General features: G+C 69.4%; 14 protein-coding genes and 1 tRNA gene. 7 read left to right on the forward strand and 8 right to left on the reverse strand.

Annotation, left to right across the window (positions count from 1 at the left end; all coding sequences use genetic code 11):
• The first annotated feature begins 23 nt into the window (after positions 1–23).
• Positions 24–1,157 (forward strand): acyl-CoA dehydrogenase family protein, encoded by a 1,134-nt coding sequence (locus AB0G47_RS28290; RefSeq protein ID WP_360775586.1) that lies wholly within the window; start codon positions 24–26, stop codon positions 1,155–1,157.
• A 52-nt stretch (positions 1,158–1,209) separates the two neighbouring features.
• Here the strand turns inward: AB0G47_RS28290 and AB0G47_RS28295 are convergent, their stop codons facing one another.
• From AB0G47_RS28295 to AB0G47_RS28315, 5 genes are all read right to left on the reverse strand, one after another.
• Positions 1,210–1,539, reverse strand: a complete 330-nt coding sequence (locus tag AB0G47_RS28295; RefSeq protein ID WP_360775724.1) for a rhodanese-like domain-containing protein — start codon at positions 1,537–1,539, stop codon at positions 1,210–1,212.
• 56 nt (positions 1,540–1,595) lie between these two features.
• Positions 1,596–2,486, reverse strand: a complete 891-nt coding sequence (locus AB0G47_RS28300) for a J domain-containing protein (protein ID WP_360775589.1) — start codon at positions 2,484–2,486, stop codon at positions 1,596–1,598.
• A gap of 143 nt (positions 2,487–2,629) precedes the next feature.
• On the reverse strand, positions 2,630–4,081 hold the full coding sequence (locus AB0G47_RS28305; protein ID WP_360775727.1) for a DUF2252 domain-containing protein: 1,452 nt from the start codon (positions 4,079–4,081) through the stop codon (positions 2,630–2,632).
• Positions 4,082–4,173: 92 nt separating this feature from the next.
• Positions 4,174–5,637: a cytochrome P450 gene (locus AB0G47_RS28310; protein ID WP_360775592.1), complete on the reverse strand. Its 1,464-nt coding sequence runs from the start codon at positions 5,635–5,637 to the stop codon at positions 4,174–4,176.
• Positions 5,638–5,938: 301 nt separating this feature from the next.
• Positions 5,939–6,025, reverse strand: a tRNA-Leu gene (locus tag AB0G47_RS28315).
• A gap of 375 nt (positions 6,026–6,400) precedes the next feature.
• On the opposite strand from AB0G47_RS28315, the gene AB0G47_RS28320 reads away from it, so the two are divergent.
• From AB0G47_RS28320 to pknB, 6 genes are all read left to right on the forward strand, one after another.
• Positions 6,401–7,288 carry a DUF3662 and FHA domain-containing protein gene (locus AB0G47_RS28320; protein WP_360775595.1) on the forward strand — a complete coding sequence of 296 codons (888 nt, stop codon included), beginning with the start codon at positions 6,401–6,403 and terminating at the stop codon, positions 7,286–7,288.
• A 10-nt stretch (positions 7,289–7,298) separates the two neighbouring features.
• On the forward strand, positions 7,299–7,820 hold the full coding sequence (locus AB0G47_RS28325) for an FHA domain-containing protein (protein ID WP_135332252.1): 522 nt from the start codon (positions 7,299–7,301) through the stop codon (positions 7,818–7,820).
• 120 nt (positions 7,821–7,940) lie between these two features.
• The gene (locus AB0G47_RS28330) at positions 7,941–9,497 is read left to right on the forward strand and encodes a Stp1/IreP family PP2C-type Ser/Thr phosphatase (protein ID WP_360775599.1); all 1,557 of its coding nucleotides are present in this window, start codon (positions 7,941–7,943) and stop codon (positions 9,495–9,497) included.
• A gap of 26 nt (positions 9,498–9,523) precedes the next feature.
• A complete protein-coding gene (locus tag AB0G47_RS28335) occupies positions 9,524–10,951 on the forward strand; it encodes an FtsW/RodA/SpoVE family cell cycle protein (protein WP_266864412.1) in 1,428 nt (475 codons plus the stop codon).
• Positions 10,948–12,411, forward strand: coding sequence for a penicillin-binding protein 2 (locus AB0G47_RS28340; RefSeq protein WP_360775602.1), 1,464 nt, complete (start codon positions 10,948–10,950; stop codon positions 12,409–12,411). The genes AB0G47_RS28335 and AB0G47_RS28340 overlap by 4 nt, the downstream gene beginning before the upstream one ends.
• Before the next feature lie 168 nt (positions 12,412–12,579).
• Entirely contained in the window at positions 12,580–14,580 is a 2,001-nt protein-coding gene (gene pknB, locus AB0G47_RS28345; protein ID WP_360775604.1) for a Stk1 family PASTA domain-containing Ser/Thr kinase, read from the forward strand.
• 84 nt (positions 14,581–14,664) lie between these two features.
• On the opposite strand, the gene AB0G47_RS28350 is transcribed toward pknB, so the two are convergent.
• From AB0G47_RS28350 to AB0G47_RS28360, 3 genes are read right to left on the reverse strand one after another with little or no spacing between them, the layout of a single operon-like run.
• Complete coding sequence (locus AB0G47_RS28350) at positions 14,665–15,402, reverse strand: class E sortase (RefSeq protein ID WP_360775607.1); 738 nt, start codon at positions 15,400–15,402, stop codon at positions 14,665–14,667.
• 24 nt (positions 15,403–15,426) lie between these two features.
• The gene (locus AB0G47_RS28355) at positions 15,427–16,704 is read right to left on the reverse strand and encodes a class E sortase (protein ID WP_360775609.1); all 1,278 of its coding nucleotides are present in this window, start codon (positions 16,702–16,704) and stop codon (positions 15,427–15,429) included.
• Positions 16,701–17,348, reverse strand: a complete 648-nt coding sequence (locus AB0G47_RS28360) for an aminodeoxychorismate/anthranilate synthase component II (protein ID WP_360775730.1) — start codon at positions 17,346–17,348, stop codon at positions 16,701–16,703. Before AB0G47_RS28360 ends, AB0G47_RS28355 begins: the two co-directional genes overlap by 4 nt.

The raw sequence follows: 17,348 nt of genomic DNA on the forward strand, positions 1-17,348 counted from the left end.
ACCGGTGCGCGGAGGGACAAGCAGTGGACTTCACCTTCACCGAGGAACAGCAGGCGGCCGTCGAGGCGGCGAAGGCGGTCTTCGCCTCCGTCGCACCGGACGGCGTGCCCAGTCCCGCCCTCACTCCGGGAGCGGTGGCCGAGGACTTCGACCGCGCGCTGTGGGCCAAGCTCGCCGACGCCGACCTGCTGAGCCTGCTCCTCGACCCGGAGTACGACGGCGCGGGCCTGGACGCGATCGCCCTCTGCCTGGTCCTGCGCGAGTCGGCGAAGGTGCTCGCCCGCGTCCCGCTCCTGGAGAGCAGCGCTGCCGCATACGCCGTACAGACCCATGGCGGCGAGGAGTTGAAGCACCGCATCCTCGCCCCGGCCGCCCGCGGTGAGCTGGTCCTGACGGTCGCGGCGAGTGGACGCACGGGCCACGACCCCGCCGAACTCGCCGTCACCGCACGGCGGGACGGCGAAGCCTGGCTGCTCGACGGCGTCCAGACGGCCGTGCCCTGGGCGCAGAACGCCGACATCGTGGTGGTGCCCGCCCACACGACCGCCGGCCGGTCCCTGCTCGCCCTGATCCCGCGCGTGCACGAGGGCCTCACCCTCGGCGAGCAGGTCTCCACGAACGGGGAGCGGCTCGGCGAGCTCCGCCTGGACTCGGTGCGGATCGGCGCCGGCGACGTGATCGAGGCCGACGGGGCCTGGGACGGGCTGCGCGATCTGCTCGCCACCGGCACCTGCGCGCTTGCTCTCGGCCTCGGCGAGGGCGTGCTGCGGATGACCGGCGAATACACCAGCAAACGGGAGCAGTTCGGGTTCCCCGTCGCCACCTTCCAGGCCGTGGCGGTGCAGGCAGCCGACCGCTATATCGACCTGCGCGCGATGGAGGTCACCCTCTGGCAGGCCGCCTGGCGCATCAGCACCGGCGCGAGCGGCGCCCTGCCCGCCACGGGAGACGTGGCCGTCGCGAAGATCTGGGCCTCCGACGGCGTACGGAGGGTGGTGCAGACGGCGCAGCATCTGCACGGCGGCTTCGGCTCCGACACCGACTATCCGCTGCACCGCTACCACGCCTGGGCCAAGCAGCTGGAGCTGTCCCTCGGCCCGGCCGCGGCGCACGAGGAGGCCCTGGGCGACCTGCTGGCCGCCCACCCCCTCGGCTGAGAACGCGGCTGGGAAAGTGACCGAAACCGCGGCTGACACCGCGGCCGAAGAACTAGATCACGGTGCCCGGCTGGCCCTTGTCGTCGACCACGGGCCGGCCCGTGGCCTCCCAGACCTGCATGCCGCCATCGACGTTCACCGCGTCGATGCCCTGCTGCCCGAGGTACATGGCGACCTGCGCCGAGCGCGCTCCGGACCGGCAGATGACGTGGACCCTGCCGTCCTGCGGCGCGGCCTCGGTCAACTCGCCGTAGCGGGCGACGAAGTCGCTCATCGGAATGTGCAGCGCGCCCTCGGCGTGACCCGCCTGCCACTCATCGTCCTCGCGGACGTCAAGGAGAAAATCACCGCTCGCGAGGTCGTCGACGACGACCGTGGGCACCTGAGAACCGAAAACCATGTCTCCGACGCTACCCGAAGGCCCGCGCGGGCAACCGCCTAGGCGGTGAGCCGCGCCAGCTCCGCCTCGCGCTCGGTGACCTGCGCGAGCAGCTGCTCGGCGATCTCGTCGAGCAAGGTGTCCGGGTCGTCCGGCGCCATCCGCAGCATCGAGCCGATCGCGCCCTCCTCCAGCTCACGGGCGACCACGGAGAGCAGCTCCTTGCGCTGGGCGAGCCACTCGAGGCGGGCGTAGAGCTCCTCGCTGCGGCTCGGCCGCTGCGCATCGGACACCGGCCCCGCGGCCCACTCGTCGGACAGCTCCCGCAGCAGGGGCTCGTCCCCGCGGGCGTACGCGGCGTTGACCCGCGTGATGAACTCATCACGGCGGGCGCGCTCCTGGTCGTCCTGCGCCAGGTCGGGGTGGGCCTTGCGGACCAGGTCGCGGAAGAGCTTGCGGGCCTCGTCGCTCGGCCGCACCCGCTGCGGCGGCCGCACCGACTGATCGGTCAGCATCGCGGCGGCTTCCGGGTAGAGCCCGTCCGTGTCCATCCAGCCGTGGAACAGTTCATCGACGCCCGGCATCGGCATGACCCGCGCCCGCGCCTCGTCCGCCTTGCGCCGGTCCTCCGGGTCACCGCTGCGGGCCGCCAAGGCCTCGGCGATCTCCGCGTCCAGCTCGTCCAGGCGCGCGTACATCGGGCCGAGCTTCTGGTGGTGCAGCCGGGAGAAGTTCTCCACCTCGACCCGGAACGTCTCGACGGCGATCTCGTACTCGATCAGCGCCTGCTCGGCCGCCCGCACGGCCTTCTCGAGCCGGTCCTCGGGCCGCCCACCGGCCCCTTGCCCCGGCTCCCCGCCAGAAGCCCCCTCAGGAGCTCCGCGGTCGGCATCGGCGGACTCGGGATCAGGTGTCTCAGGCTGCGTCGGCTCGGCTTCCGGGGTCGTCACCCGGTCCAGCCTAGGTCACCGGGCAACCGCCCCAGCCGCCACCGCCCGCATCTCTCCACAGCCCTCCGCATCCTCTGCAGCCTTCCGCACCCCTCATCACCCATCACACCTCACGCCTCACCCCTCACCCTTCACACCCGGGATCACACTCCGGACTCCGCCACCACGCGCCCCTCCTTGACCGCACGCACCAGCTCCGCGTGATCCGCCTCCGTCCGGTCCGCGTACGCCACGGCGAACCGCGCCACCGCCTCGTCCAGCTCGTCGCCCTTGCCGACGTACCCGGCGATCAGCCGCGGATCGGCGCTGTGCGCGTGGGCGCGGGCCAGCAGCGCCCCGGTCATCCGGCCGTAGTCGTCCAGCTGGTCGGCCGCGAGCTCCGCGGGGTCCACGCTGCCCTTGCGGTTCCTGAACTGCCTTACCTGGAAAGGCCGTCCGGACACGGTCGTCCAGCCAAGGAGGAAGTCGCTGACCACCTGCATCCGCTTCTGCCCGAGCACCACCCTGCGCCCCTCGTGCGCGACCTGGGGCACGTCGAAGCCCGCCACGGGCAGATGCGGGAGCAGCGCGGAGGGCCGCGCCTCCTTGACCTGGAGCACCAGCGGCTCGCCCCGGTGGTCGAGCAGCAGCACCACATACGACCGCAGGCCGACGCTTCCCGTGCCGACGACCCGGAAGGCCACGTCCTGGATCGCGTACCGAGCGAGCAACGGCAGCCGATCCTCGGCCAGCGTGCCCAGATACGCGCCGAGCGCCGACGTCACTGCGGCGGCCTCCGCGTCCGGTATCCGCCGCAGCACCGGAGGAGCGTCGACGAAGCGCCACCCCGCGGGAGAGCCGTCGTCGCCCTCGACCCGCTCCGTGGACTTCGCGGCGAACTTGGCGCTCGTGTTCTGCCGGGCCTTCTCGGAGACCCGCTCCAGGGTGCCAAGGAGGTCCCTGGCATCCGTGTGCGAGACGAGCTCCTCGTCCGCGATGGCGTTCCACGCGTCGAGCGACGGCAGCTTGGCGAGCAGCCGCATCGTGCGGCGGTAGGCCCCCACCGCGTCGAAGGCCGCCTCCTCGCAGGCGTCCTCGCTCGCCCCCGCCTCGCGCCCCGCGAGCACCAGCGAGGCGGCGAGCCGCTTGACGTCCCACTCCCAGGGGCCGTGCGCCGTCTCGTCGAAGTCGTTCAGGTCGATGACCAGGCCGCCGCGCGCGTCCGCGTACAGGCCGAAGTTGGCCGCGTGCGCGTCACCGCATATCTGGGCGCCGATCCCGGTGGCGGGCGTGCGCGCGAGGTCGTACGCCATGAGTCCGGCGGACCCGCGCAGGAAGGCGAAGGGCGTCGCGGCCATCCTGCCGATCCGGATGGGCGTCAGCTCGGCCAGCCTGCTGCGGTTGGACTCCTCGACGGCGGCGACCGGGTCGGGCCGCCCGTCGTCCTCGGCGAACCACGCGTGCGAGGCGCGGCTCACCCGCTCCCGCAACGCCTTGCCCTCCCGCTTGGGCGAGGCCGGGGACGGCCACCGCGCGAACCCGTCCACCTGCGGCAGCCTCGCCCCACCGGACCGCACCTCGCCGGACCGCATCCCACCGGTCTCCGCCACGACCATCGCCATTGCCTCGCCCCCGCATGCCCCGTGTCCAGGCGTCGCCCCCACGGACATCGCCTGGCCAAGACGGTACCGCCGGGCGCCGATCGGCGTCAGAGCCTGTGGATAACCCCGGCCTCCGCCGATCCGCTCTCCTTCTCCGTCTCCTTCTCCCTCGAATCGGCGCCCCGATGGGGAGCCATGGAGAGCCCGTCCGGCTTGACCGTGACCAGTGCCTGCGGCTTCGGTGCGGTCGAGGTCAGGGCGAGGCGGGGCCAGATCTGCCTGACCGTGGTGAGGATGATGAGGAGTTCGGTCCAGGCGAAGGCCTCGCCGACGCAGTTGCGCCGGCCGGCGCCGAAGGCCAGGAACGCACCGCGGGTGGCGGCGTCGGGCCGGCCGGACCAGCGGTCGGGGTCGAAGCGCTCCGGCTCGGGGAAGACCGACGGGTCGTGCTGGTGGAGGTACGGGCTGTAGATCACGTCCGCGCCCTCGGGGATGCTGTGTCCGCCCAGGCTGACCGTGCGCGTCGCGGTTCTGGTGACCAGCCAGGCCGGGCCGTACATCCGCATCGACTCCTGCAGGACGGCGCGGACGTACGTGAGCTCGTCGAGGTCCTCGTAACGAAGGGGACGGTCCGCGCAGACCGTCTCCAGTTCCTCGAGCATCCGGCGCCCGACCTCGGGGTTCTTCTCGATCTCCACCAGCGCCCAGGCCAGTGTGGTGCTGGTCGTCTCGATCGCCCCGGTGAGCAGGGTGATGGCCTCGTCCTGAAGCTGGCGCCGGGGCAACGGACCGGTGTCCGGGTCGTCGGCCGTGAGAAGGGTGTCGAAAAGGCCCGTGTCCGCCTGCCCAGCCGCATGCGGGCATCCCGCAGCCGCAGCGCTCCCCGAGTCCGAGGCGTCGCCGAGGCCAAGCGCGGCGGCCCGGTGGTCGATGGCCTGGTCGATGAGCTCGCGCAGCTGCGCGACCCGCTGGGCGTGCGCGCGGTTGGTGGGCAGCGGCAGCCGGGTGACCCAGCCGGGAAGGATGGTCTGCCGGATCGTCCCCTGCATGATGGGCGGCATCAGCGCGATGAAGTCACGCTGCAGGTGAGCGGGCAGATCAGCACCGAACAGGGCGGTGAGGAACGCCGCGAGGGTCAGCTCCGTCATGTCGGCGAGCGTGTCCCGGGACTCGCCCTCCGCCCACCCCTCGACGATCTCCCGCACCTGTTCGATCATGGTGTCGCCACGGGTCGCGATGTGAGCCTTGTTGAACATCGGCTGCATGAGACGGCGGTTCTTCATATGGGTGTCGCCGTCGGCGACCGTGGCGAGCCCGTCACCGAAGAACACCTTCAACGCGTCGATGATCCGCCCGCCCTTGGCGAAGCTCGTCACGTCAGTGACCAGTACTTCCTTGGTGAGGGCCGGGTCGGTGACCACGTAGGCGGGGGTGCGGGCGAGCTGTATTCGCACCACCCGACCGTGCTCGCGCAGCGAGTTCATGAACTCCAACGGCCGCTGCTTCAGTTGAAGACCATGGCCGATCAGGGGAAGCGCTCCGGGGGCGACGGGAGTGGGGGTGGGCGACATCGCGCGTGTACTCCTTGCAGGGGCTGGCAGGGCGCCCGATGCATGCCCACGGCCGAAGTGAACGAATCCGCTTGATCACGATCACTGCGTCACAGCGCCCGGCAGCCGAATCCGCCGACGACCACGGCTCCGTTCGAGCCTCTGAACCCGAAGACCACCCGACCTCACAGGAGCAGGACCCCAACCGTGAGATAGCTCACCGCAGAGGCCCTGCCGAGTCGGCGTCCGGGCCGCAGCCCGTACGTAACGCGAGAAGCGGGCCCCCACCAGGACTTTCATCCTGGTGGAGACCCGCTCCACATGGTGCGCGAGGGGGGAGTTGAACCCCCACGCCCTTTCGGGCACTGGAACCTGAATCCAGCGCGTCTGCCTATTCCGCCACCCGCGCATGGGTGTTTGTCTTTGGGTCTCTCACTTGTGGTGCGAGCGCCTGCCGACATCCAGAAGATTAGCACGCTGCCGAGGGTGGATTCACATCCGTATTCGGGGGCACCTGCCCTGGTGGTCCGGGCGGATCGCGGGCCGGCCGTCCGACTTCGGCCGGACCCGGCGATGGTCCGCAGCCGGGTGCGGGACACTGGTTTGAGGCCCCCTCTACGATCCCTGATAGAGGAGTCCGGAAGGATCCCGGAACCCTGGTGCGGGCAGCCTTGTGAGAGGCGACACTCATCGACTGGGCGGACAGGGGGAACCAGCCGATTTCCCGGCGCGTGGATACGATCAGTAAGCAGTACCAGGATGACTACGACGGAGGAGGTGCCCCATGGGAGTCATGAAGAAGTTCGAGCAGCGACTCGAAGGTCTGGTCAACGGCACCTTCGCCAAGGTGTTCAAGTCCGAGGTCCAGCCCGTCGAGATCGCCGGCGCCCTGCAGCGTGAGTGCGACAACAACGCGACGATCTGGAACCGCGAGCGGACGGTCGTCCCCAATGACTTCATCGTGGAGCTCAGCGCGCCCGACTTCGAGCGCCTGAGCCCCTACTCGGGGCAGCTCGGCGACGAGCTCTCCGGGATGGTGCGCGAGTACGCCAAGCAACAGCGCTACAGCTTCATGGGCCCCATCAAGGTCCACCTGGAGAAGGCGGACGACCTCGACACGGGTCTGTACCGGGTGCGCAGCCGCACACTCGCGTCCAGCACCTCACAGACTCCCGAGCGCGCCCCCGCAGCACCTGCTGCACCCGCTGCACCCACAGGACCGGGCCCCGCGGACCGCAGACCTCCCGCGGGCGGTGGCTACGGCTACCCGCAGCAGCCCTCCAGCGCTCCTCCCATGCCCGCGGCGCCGCCCCCCGGCGGACGCGCGGGCGGGCCCGCGCCGGTGCCGAACCGCCCCCAGGGGCCCGGCGCCGGGCCGCTTCCGGGTGCGCAGGTGCGGCGCTGGATCGAGATCAACGGCAATCGCCATCAGATCTCCCGCCCGACGCTGGTGCTGGGTCGCAGCACCGACGCCGATGTGCGGATCGACGACCCCGGCGTATCCCGCCGGCACTGTGAGATCCGGACCGGAACGCCCTCGACGATCCAGGATCTCGGGTCTACCAACGGCATCGTGGTAGACGGGCAGCACACCACCCGCGCTACGCTCCGCGACGGCTCGCGGATCGTCGTGGGCCAAACCACCATCGTTTACCGGCAAGCCGAAGGGTGAAGCGGGGGCAATGTCAGAGCTGACCCTGACGGTCATGCGGTTGGGTTTCCTAGCCGTTCTGTGGCTGTTCGTGATCGTGGCCGTCCAGGTCATCCGTAGCGACCTGTTCGGAACACGCGTCACACAGCGCGGCTCACGCCGTGAGAACGCGCGACCGCAGCAGGCCGCACGCCAGCAACAGCAGGCCGCGCCGCCTGCCCAGCGCCAGCAGCAGGGCGGTGGCAGGCAGCGCCGTGGCGCCCCCAGCAAGCTGGTCGTCTCCGAAGGCATCCTCGCGGGCACCACGGTCGCCCTGCAGGGCCAGACGATCTCGCTGGGCCGCGCGCACGATTCGACGATCGTGCTGGACGACGACTACGCCTCCAGCAGGCATGCCAGGATCTACCCGGACCGTGACGGCCAGTGGATCGTCGAGGATCTCGGGTCCACCAACGGCACGTATCTGGACCGGACCCGACTCACCACCCCGACGCCCGTTCCGCTGGGCGCGCCGATCCGCATCGGCAAGACCGTCATCGAGCTGCGGAAGTAGTACGACAATGAGCGAGCGGAGCGAGCGAGCCGACGCGGTCCACACAGTGGACGCCAGCGCGCTCCCGACCGGAGGGTGGGCACCGTGCGGATGTACCCGGAGCCGACGGGCGAGGTGCGCATGAGTCTGTCTTTGCGCTTCGCCGCCGGATCGCACAAAGGCATGATCCGGGAGGGGAACGAGGACTCCGGTTACGCCGGTCCGCGTCTCCTCGCGATCGCCGACGGCATGGGGGGCCAGGCCGCGGGCGAGGTCGCGAGCTCCGAGGTGATCTCGACGCTCGTCACCCTCGACGACGACGTACCGGGATCGGACATCCTGACGTCGCTCGGCACGGCCGTGCAGCGCGCCAACGACCAGTTGCGCCTGATGGTCGAGGAGGACCCCCAGCTCGAGGGCATGGGGACGACCCTGACCGCCCTCCTGTGGACGGGGCAGCGCCTGGGCCTCGTACACGTAGGCGACTCGCGCGCGTATCTGCTGCGGGACGGTGTCCTCACGCAGATCACCCAGGACCACACCTGGGTGCAGCGCCTCGTCGACGAGGGCCGGATCACCGAGGAAGAGGCCACCACCCACCCGCAGCGCTCCTTGCTGATGCGCGCGCTGGGCAGTGGCGAGCATGTCGAACCGGACCTCTCGATCCGTGAGGTCCGCGCCGGCGACCGGTACTTGATCTGCTCCGACGGTCTCTCCGGTGTGGTCTCGCACCAGACGATGGAAGACACCCTCGCGAGCTACCAGGGCCCCCAGGAGACCGTGCAGGAGCTCATCCAGCTCGCGCTGCGCGGCGGTGGCCCCGACAACATCACGGTGATCGTCGCCGACGTCCTGGACATCGACAGCGGCGACACCCTCGCGGGGCAGCTGTCCGACACCCCCGTGGTCGTCGGCGCGGTCGCCGAGAACCAGCTCCAGGCGCAGGACGACGGCGCCATGCAGACGCCTGCGGGCCGTGCGTCCGGCCTCGGCCGTCCGGTGCCGCCGCAGCCCTCCGGAGGCGGCTTCGGCCCTCCCGGGAGCGGTGACACGACGGGATACGTTCCCGAAGGAAGCTTCGGCGCGTTCAGCGACGAGGACTTCGTGAAGCCCGGCGGCGGCCGCAAGTGGCTCAAGAGATCCCTCTACACAGTGCTGGCCCTCGCGGTCATCGGAGGCGGCCTCTACGGGGGCTACCGCTGGACGCAGACGCAGTACTACGTAGGCACCAAGGACGAGCACGTCGCGCTCTACCGCGGCATCGACCAGGACCTTGCCTGGGTCAGCCTGTCCAAGGTGGAGAAGGACCACCCCGAGATCGAACTCAAGTACCTGCCGCCGTATCAGCGCAAGCAGGTCGAGGGCACCATCCCCGAGGGCAACCTCGACGATGCCCAGAGCAAGATCGAGGAGCTGAGCCTGCAGGCCTCCGCGTGCGAGAAGGACGCGGAGCGCCGCAAGGCCGAGCGGGAGAACGCCAAGCCCGGCGAGGGCGAGGCGGGCGGCGCGACCGGTCTGGCGGCCAAGGCCCCCACCGACGATCCGACCGACCCGGCGGACAAGAACGACACAGGCGACACGAGCGACAAGAACAGCACGACCGACAAGAACAAGTCCAAGACCGCACCGACTCCCACACCCGGCCCCAGCCTCTCCGAGGATGAGAAGAAGCTGGTCCCGCTGTGCGGTAAGCAGTAAGCAGCCGTTGGGGGCCTTTGCACACCATGAGCAGTAGCACTACACACACGTCGACCATCGGCGCGATCGGTGCGCCGAGCCGGCGCAACACCGAGCTCGCGCTCCTTGCGTTCGCTGTCGTCATCCCGCTGTTCGCCTACATCAACGTAGGTCTCGCGCTCGACGGCGAGCTGCCGTCCGGCATGCTCGGCTACGGCTGCGGGCTCGGCCTGCTCGCGGCGGTCGGTCACATCGTGGTGCGCAGGTTCGCCGCGTACGCGGACCCGCTGCTGCTGCCGCTCGCGACGCTGCTCAACGGTCTCGGTCTGGTCGTCATCTGGCGCCTGGACCAGTCGGAGAAGCTGCAGGACCTCGCCAAGGCCGCCACCGGCCAGTTCAGCGCCTCCGCACCGAAGCAGCTGATGTTCTCGGCCATCGGCATCGCGCTGTTCGTGGCCGTGCTGCTGCTGCTCAAGGACCACCGCGTCCTGCAGCGCTACACGTACATCTCCATGGTCGCGGCCCTCGTCCTGCTGCTGCTGCCGCTGGTGCCGGGTCTCGGCATGAACGTCTTCGGCGCCCGAATCTGGATCAGCGTCGCCGGATTCTCCATCCAGCCCGGTGAGTTCGCGAAGATCGTCATCGCGATCTTCTTCGCGGGCTATCTGATGGTGAAGCGCGACGCGCTCGCGCTGGCCAGCCGCCGCTTCATGGGCATCTACCTGCCGCGCGGCCGTGACCTCGGTCCGATCATCGTGGTCTGGGCGATGTCCATCCTGATCCTGGTCTTCGAGACCGACCTCGGTACGTCGCTGCTGTTCTTCGGCATGTTCGTCGTGATGCTGTACGTCGCCACGGAGCGCACCAGCTGGATCGTGTTCGGTCTGCTGATGTCCTCGGTGGGCGCGGTGGGTGTGGCCACCTTCGAGCCGCACGTGCAAGAGCGCGTGGACGCCTGGCTGAACCCGTTCTCCGACGCCGTCATCGCCTCGACGGGCAGCGACCAGATCGCCCAGTCCCTGATGGCGTTCGGCTCGGGCGGTGTGCTCGGCACCGGCCTCGGCCAGGGTCACTCCGACCTGATCGGCTTCGCCGCCAACTCCGACTTCATCCTCGCCACCTTCGGCGAGGAGCTGGGTCTGGCCGGCGTCATGGCGATCCTGCTGATCTACGGTCTTATCGTGGAGCGCGGTGTGCGCACGGCGCTCGCCGCCCGCGACCCGTTCGGCAAGCTCCTGGCGATCGGTCTGTCCGGCGCCTTCGCCATCCAGGTGTTCGTCGTCTCCGGCGGCGTCATGGGCCTGATCCCGCTGACCGGTATGACCATGCCGTTCCTCGCGAACGGCGGTTCGTCCGTGATCGCCAACTGGGCCCTGATCGGCATCCTCATCCGTATCAGCGACACCGCACGCCGTCCTGCCCCGGCGCCCGCCCCGAACCCCGACGCCGAGATGACCCAGGTGGTCCGACCGTGAACAAGCCCCTGCGCCGGATCGCGATCTTCTGCGGGCTCCTCGTCCTCGCCCTGCTCGCCCGGGACAACTGGCTCCAGTACGTGCAGGCCGACACCCTCGCCGAGCACAAGAAGAACCGCCGCGTCTCCATCGAGCGCTACGCCCAGCCGCGCGGCGACATCATCGTCGACGGCAAGGCCATCACCGGCTCCAAGGAGTCCGGCAGCGGCGACTTCAAGTACCAGAGGACGTACAAGAACGGGCCCATGTGGTCCCCCGTCACCGGCTTCGCCTCGCAGCGCATCGGTGCCACGCAGATCGAGTCCATCGAGGACGGCATCCTCACCGGCAACGACGACCGGCTCTTCTTCACGCGCAGCCTGGACATGATCACGGGCAAGAAGAAGGAGGGCGGAAACGCCGTCACGACCCTCAACGCGCGCGCGCAGAAGGCCGCGTACGAAGGTCTCAAGGGCCGCGGCAAGGGCGCGGTCGCCGCGCTCGACCCGTCGACCGGCGCGATCCTGACCCTTGCCTCCGCTCCTTCGTACGACCCGTCGGACTTCGCGGGAATCACGAGCAAGGAAGGCGAGCTCTTCCAGAAGCTGGACAAGGACAAGGACCAGCCGCTGCTCAACCGCGCCCTGCGCGAGACGTACCCGCCCGGCTCCACCTTCAAGGCCGTCACCGCGGCCGCCGCCCTGGAGCACGGCCTGTACAAGGACATCGACGCTCCCACCAAGTCCCCGCTGCCCTGGACGATGCCCAACACCCAGACCGAGCTGAAGAACGAGGGCAACATCCCCTGCAAGAACGCCACGCTGCGCGAGGCGCTGCGGGTGTCCTGCAACACCGTCTTCGGAAAGATCGGCTCGGACCTCGGCAAGGACGACATGCTGGAGACGGCCGAGAAGTTCGGCTTCAACTCCGAGCAGTTCGTCCCGGTCCGTTCGAACGCCTCCGTCTTCCCCAAGGAGATGGACAAGCCGCAGACCGCGCTCTCCTCCATCGGCCAGTTCGAGACGGCCGCGACGCCGCTGCAGATGGCCATGGTCGCCTCCGCGATCGCCAACGACGGCACGCTCATGGAGCCGTACATGGTCAGCGAGCTGCAGGCGCCGAACCTGGACGTGATCGAGAAGCACGCGCCCAAGGAAATGAGCCGGCCGCTCTCCGAGGAGAACGCGCAGAAGCTCCAGGACATGATGGAGACCGTCGTGAACGACGGCACCGGCCGGAACGCCAAGATCGACGGCGTGACCGTCGGCGGCAAGACCGGTACGGCCCAGCACGGCGTCGACAACAGCGAGAACCCGTACGCCTGGTTCATCAGCTACGCCAAGACCGACTCCGGTTCGCCGGTGGCCGTCGCCGTGGTGGTCGAGGACAGCGCCGCCAGCCGTGACGACATCTCCGGTGGTGGTCTCGCCGCCCCCATCGCCAAGGACGTGATGCAGGCGGTTCTCGACAGCAAGAAGTGACCCGCGTCACGGCCTCTTCACATCAGTGCACGTTGCGATACCGGTCCTGTATCGGGTGACGGTCGCGGCCGGGTCACGTAAGGCGAGCCGGGTACGGTATGCCCGGACAGCACACCGCCGGACCACACAAGGGTGCGGTCGGGACTGACGGAGAGGGCTGGATTAGCTATGGAAGAGCCGCGTCGCCTCGGCGGGCGGTACGAGCTGGGCCAGGTGCTCGGCCGAGGCGGGATGGCGGAGGTTTACCTCGCGCACGACACCCGTCTCGGACGCACCGTGGCGGTGAAGACGCTGCGCGTTGACCTCGCGCGCGACCCGTCATTCCAGGCCCGGTTCCGCCGCGAGGCCCAGTCGGCCGCCTCGCTCAACCATCCTGCGATCGTCGCGGTCTACGACACCGGCGAGGACTACGTGGACGGGGTCTCCATCCCGTACATCGTGATGGAGTACGTCGACGGCTCCACCCTGCGGGAGCTCCTGCACTCCGGGCGCAAGCTGCTGCCCGAGCGCGCCATGGAGATGACGATCGGCATCCTCCAGGCCCTGGAGTACTCGCACCGCAACCAGATCGTCCACCGCGACATCAAGCCCGCGAACGTCATGCTGACGCGCAACGGCCAGGTCAAGGTGATGGACTTCGGCATCGCCCGCGCCATGGGCGACTCCGGGATGACGATGACGCAGACGGCCGCGGTCATCGGCACGGCGCAGTACCTCTCGCCGGAGCAGGCCAAGGGCGAGCAGGTCGACGCCCGGTCCGACCTCTACTCCACGGGCTGCCTGCTCTACGAGCTCCTGACGGTCCGCCCGCCCTTCGTGGGCGACTCCCCGGTCGCGGTGGCCTACCAGCACGTACGCGAGGAGCCCCAGGCCCCGAGCGTCTTCGACGGCGAGATCACGCCCGAGATGGACGCGATCGTCCTGAAGGCCCTCACCAAGGACCCGGACTACCGCTACCAGTCGGCCGACGAGATGCGCGCCGACATCGAGGCCTGCCTCGACGGCCAGCCCGTCGCGGCCACCGCGGCCATGGGCTCGGTCGGCTACGGCGGCGGCCACCCGGACGACCAGCAGACGGCGATGCTGCGCCCGCAGCCCGGCGGCGCCCAGACGTCGATGATGCCGCCGGTCGGCCCGGACGACGGCTACGACGATCATTCGCGCCGCCGCCAGAAGAAGAGCAGTACGTCTACGGTGCTGCTGATTCTGGCGGGGCTGCTGGTGCTTGTCGGCGCCATTTTGATCGGGAAGTGGGCGTTCACCGGGGGTGGTGGGGGCAGCGATTCGATCAAGGCGCCCAACTTTGTGGGCGAGGAGTTCAAGGAAGCGAAGGAACAGGCGGCGAACGTCGACCTGAAGATCGCAGTCTCCGAGCGCAAGGAATGCGCTGCCCAGAGCAAGGGCAAGATCTGCAGTCAGGACCCTGCGGCCAACACCGAGGTTGAGAAGAACTCGACCATCAACGTGGTCGTGTCCACTGGTGCTCCCAAGATCCTCGTTCCGGACGTGCAGGGCCTGAGCTTCGCAAAGGCCGAGAAGCTGCTCAACGACAAGGGCTTCACGGACGTCCAGAGGGAGAACGAGGAGTCCGAGCAGACCCCCGGCACGGTCACCGACCAGGACCCCGCGGGCGACACCGAGGCGGCGAAGGGCGACACGATTACCCTGACCGTCGCCGAGGAGAAGTCGCAGGTCGCGGTCCCGGATGTGAGTGGCCAGACCTGGGAAGCCGCCGAGAAGCAGATCGAGGACAGCGGGCTTAATGCCACCCGTCAGGACGTAGCCAGCGACAGCGTCGAAGAGGGCAAGGTCATCCAGACCTCTCCGGCGGCAAACACACAGGTCGACCCCGGCTCGACGGTCACCGTCCAGGTAGCCAAGGCCGCCGAGCAGGCCACCGTGCCTGCCCTCACCGGCCAGAAGCTCAAGGACGCCCGTAAGGCCATCGAGGACGCCGATCTGACGGTCGGCACCATCACGGGCCCGCAGGAGGACGACGCCCTCGTCGTCCTCTCCCAGCCCGCCGCCGGCGAGCAGGTCCCTTCGGGCACGGCGATCAACCTGACCACCGCGGGCGGCGACCAGGGCAACGGCGGAGGCAACGGCGGGGAAGACGACGGAGGCACCCTCTTCGGAGGCGGCATGGGCTTCCGCAGCGAAAGGGACTGACCCTCCGCAGTACACGAGAAGAGCCCCGGTCACCGCTCGCCAGCGGTGACCGGGGCTCTGTCGTGCTCGAGGTCGTGCTCGAGGTCAGTCGGCAAGCTCAGCCGGCGGCGTCCGCTTGTTGTCGACCTTCTCGATGCGCTCCAGCTCGCCCCACACGATGTAGCGGTAGTTGGACGTGTAGACCGGCGTGCACGTCGTCAGGGTGATGTAGCGGCCCGGCTTCTTCGCGCCCGATTCCTTGGGGATCGGGTTCAGGACCTTCACGTTGTACTTCGAGGTCTCCGGGAGGGTCGCGTAGACCTTGTAGACGTACCACTTGTCCCGGGACTCGTAGACGATCGCGTCGCCCTCCTTGATCTTGTCGATCTTGTGGAACTTCGCGCCGTGCCCGTCGCGATGCGCGGCCAGCGTGAAATTGCCCTCCTTGTCCTCGGGGAGGGCCGACTTGATCGGGTCTTCGTAGTAGCCCGCAACGCCGTCGTTGAGGATCTTGTTGCTGGTGCCCTTCTTGATCAGCACCTCGCCGCCGCCCATCGCGGGTACGTGCAGGAAGCCGATGCCGTCCTTGGTGTTCAGGTTCCCGGGGCCGCCCGCCCAGCGGTCGCGGACCCTGTCGCCCTGCTTGTGCGCCTCGCGGTCGGCGACGACGTTGGTCCACCACAGGGAGTAGACGACGAAGAGGCCCAGCACCAGGCCCGCGGTGATGAGGAGTTCACCGAAGACGCTGACCGCCGTGGCGATGGGCCCGCGGCCCCGCGGCCGCGGGGCGGGCGTCTCGGCCTGCTTCTCGTCGTGGTCGGCGTGGTCGGTCGTCGCTGCCACTGGATCTGCCCCGTTCTCACCGTGCTAGTTGACGAGCGCGCTCGGCTTTCCCTTGCCGCGCGGCCGTTCCTCGACCATCTTGCCCCAGACGATCATTCGATACTTACTCGTGAATTCCGGGGTACAGGTGGTCAGTGTGATGTACCGGCCGGGTTTGGTGAAGCCCGACCCCTCGGGGACCGGGGCGATCACGGAGATGTTGCCGGGGCTCGTCTGCGGCAGGATGCTCGCCATCTTGTAGACGAAGTACTTGTCCTGCGTCTCCACGACGATGGGATCGCCCGGTTCGAGCTGATTGATGTAGCGGAACGGTTCGCCGTGGGTGTTGCGGTGCCCGGCGACCGCGAAGTTGCCCTGTTTCGCGTCCGGCATCGGGGTCTTGGTGCCGCCCTCGTTGTAGTGGCCGACCATGCCGCGGTCCAGGACCCCCGACTTGTCGATGCCCTCGGCGATCGGCACGACCACGTCGAGACGGGGGATGTGCAGCAGCGCGAAGCCTTGCCCTGGTTCGAAGGCGCCCGGCTTGCCCTTGCCCTTCGCCCACTCCTCCTGGAGGTCGTTGGCGGCGCCGTTGGCCTGCTGGTGGGCGCGGATGTTCGTCCACCACAGCTGGTACGTGACGAAGAGCAGCATCAGGACGCCGATGGTGATGAAGAGTTCGCCGACGCCCCGGCTGATCACCGTGCCCGCGGAGGGCTTCCGGGCGCGCTCGGCGCGACGGGCCTCGACGCGGGAGAGGGGGGCGGCGGACTCGGCTCTGGAGGCGGCCGGCGGGCCGCCCTTCTTGGCGGCCTTGCGGCGGGCGGCCCGGCCTCCTGTGGGGCGCTCCGGCTCTCGCCCTGGCTCTGGCTGCGGCTCTGGCTCTGGCTGCGGCTCTGGCTCGACTATTCGCCGAGTGTCCGCCGTGCGCAGGCCCACCGTCTCGTCGTCGAGCGGCGGCTGGGGCTGCGGCTGACGCTGCGGCTGCGGGGCGTACGCGCCGTACAGCTCCTCATACGTCGGTTCCCGCGCCGGCTCCGGCTCCGGCCGCTGCTGCGCCCCGTACCAGTCACGGGCGTACCCCTGAGGGTCGTACCACTCCGGCTCAGGGAACTGCGGCTCCGGCTCCGGAGCGGGCTGCCCGCTGCGGAACCACGGCGACGGATGCTGCCCCGGCAGCGGATCCGTCAGCGGATCGGCGAGATGGTCGACTGCCGCCGCGAACGCCCCGGGCTCTTCGTACGATCCCTGCTCCTCGTACGACGCGTACTGCTCGTCGTACGGAACTCCGGAGGAATCGCGCTCGGGGCGCAACGCGGTCACGCCGTGGCCCTGCCCACCACCGGGGCAAGACCGCTCGACCGACCGACCGCCCCCTTGTCCCCGCACTCGACCAGCCAGTTGGCGAGCATGCGGTGGCCGTGCTCGGTGAGCACCGACTCGGGGTGGAACTGCACGCCCTCGACCGGCAGTTCACGGTGGCGCAGGCCCATGATGATGCCGTCCTCCGTGCGCGCGGTCACCTCGAGCTCGGCCGGCACCGTGGCCGGCTCGGCGGCGAGCGAGTGATAGCGCGTCGCGATGAACGGCGACGGAAGACCGGCGAAGACACCCTTGCCCTCGTGCACGACCGGGGACGTCTTGCCGTGCAGCAACTCCGGCGCACGGTCCACGACTCCGCCGTACGCGACCGCCATCGACTGCATGCCGAGGCAGACACCGAAGACGGGCACACCGGTGTCGGCGCAGTGGCGCACCATGTCGACGCAGACACCCGCCTGCTCGGGGGTGCCGGGTCCTGGCGAGAGCAGGACGCCGTCGAAGCCGTCCTGCGCGTGCCGCAGCTCGACCTCGTCGTTGCGCAGGACCTCGCACTCGGCACCCAGCTGGTACAGGTACTGGACGAGGTTGAAGACGAAGCTGTCGTAGTTGTCGACCACGAGGATGCGGGTCGGGCGTCCGTCGAT

It is taken from the genome of Streptomyces sp. NPDC021622, from assembly GCF_040640795.1.
GTDB lineage: Bacteria > Actinomycetota > Actinomycetes > Streptomycetales > Streptomycetaceae > Streptomyces.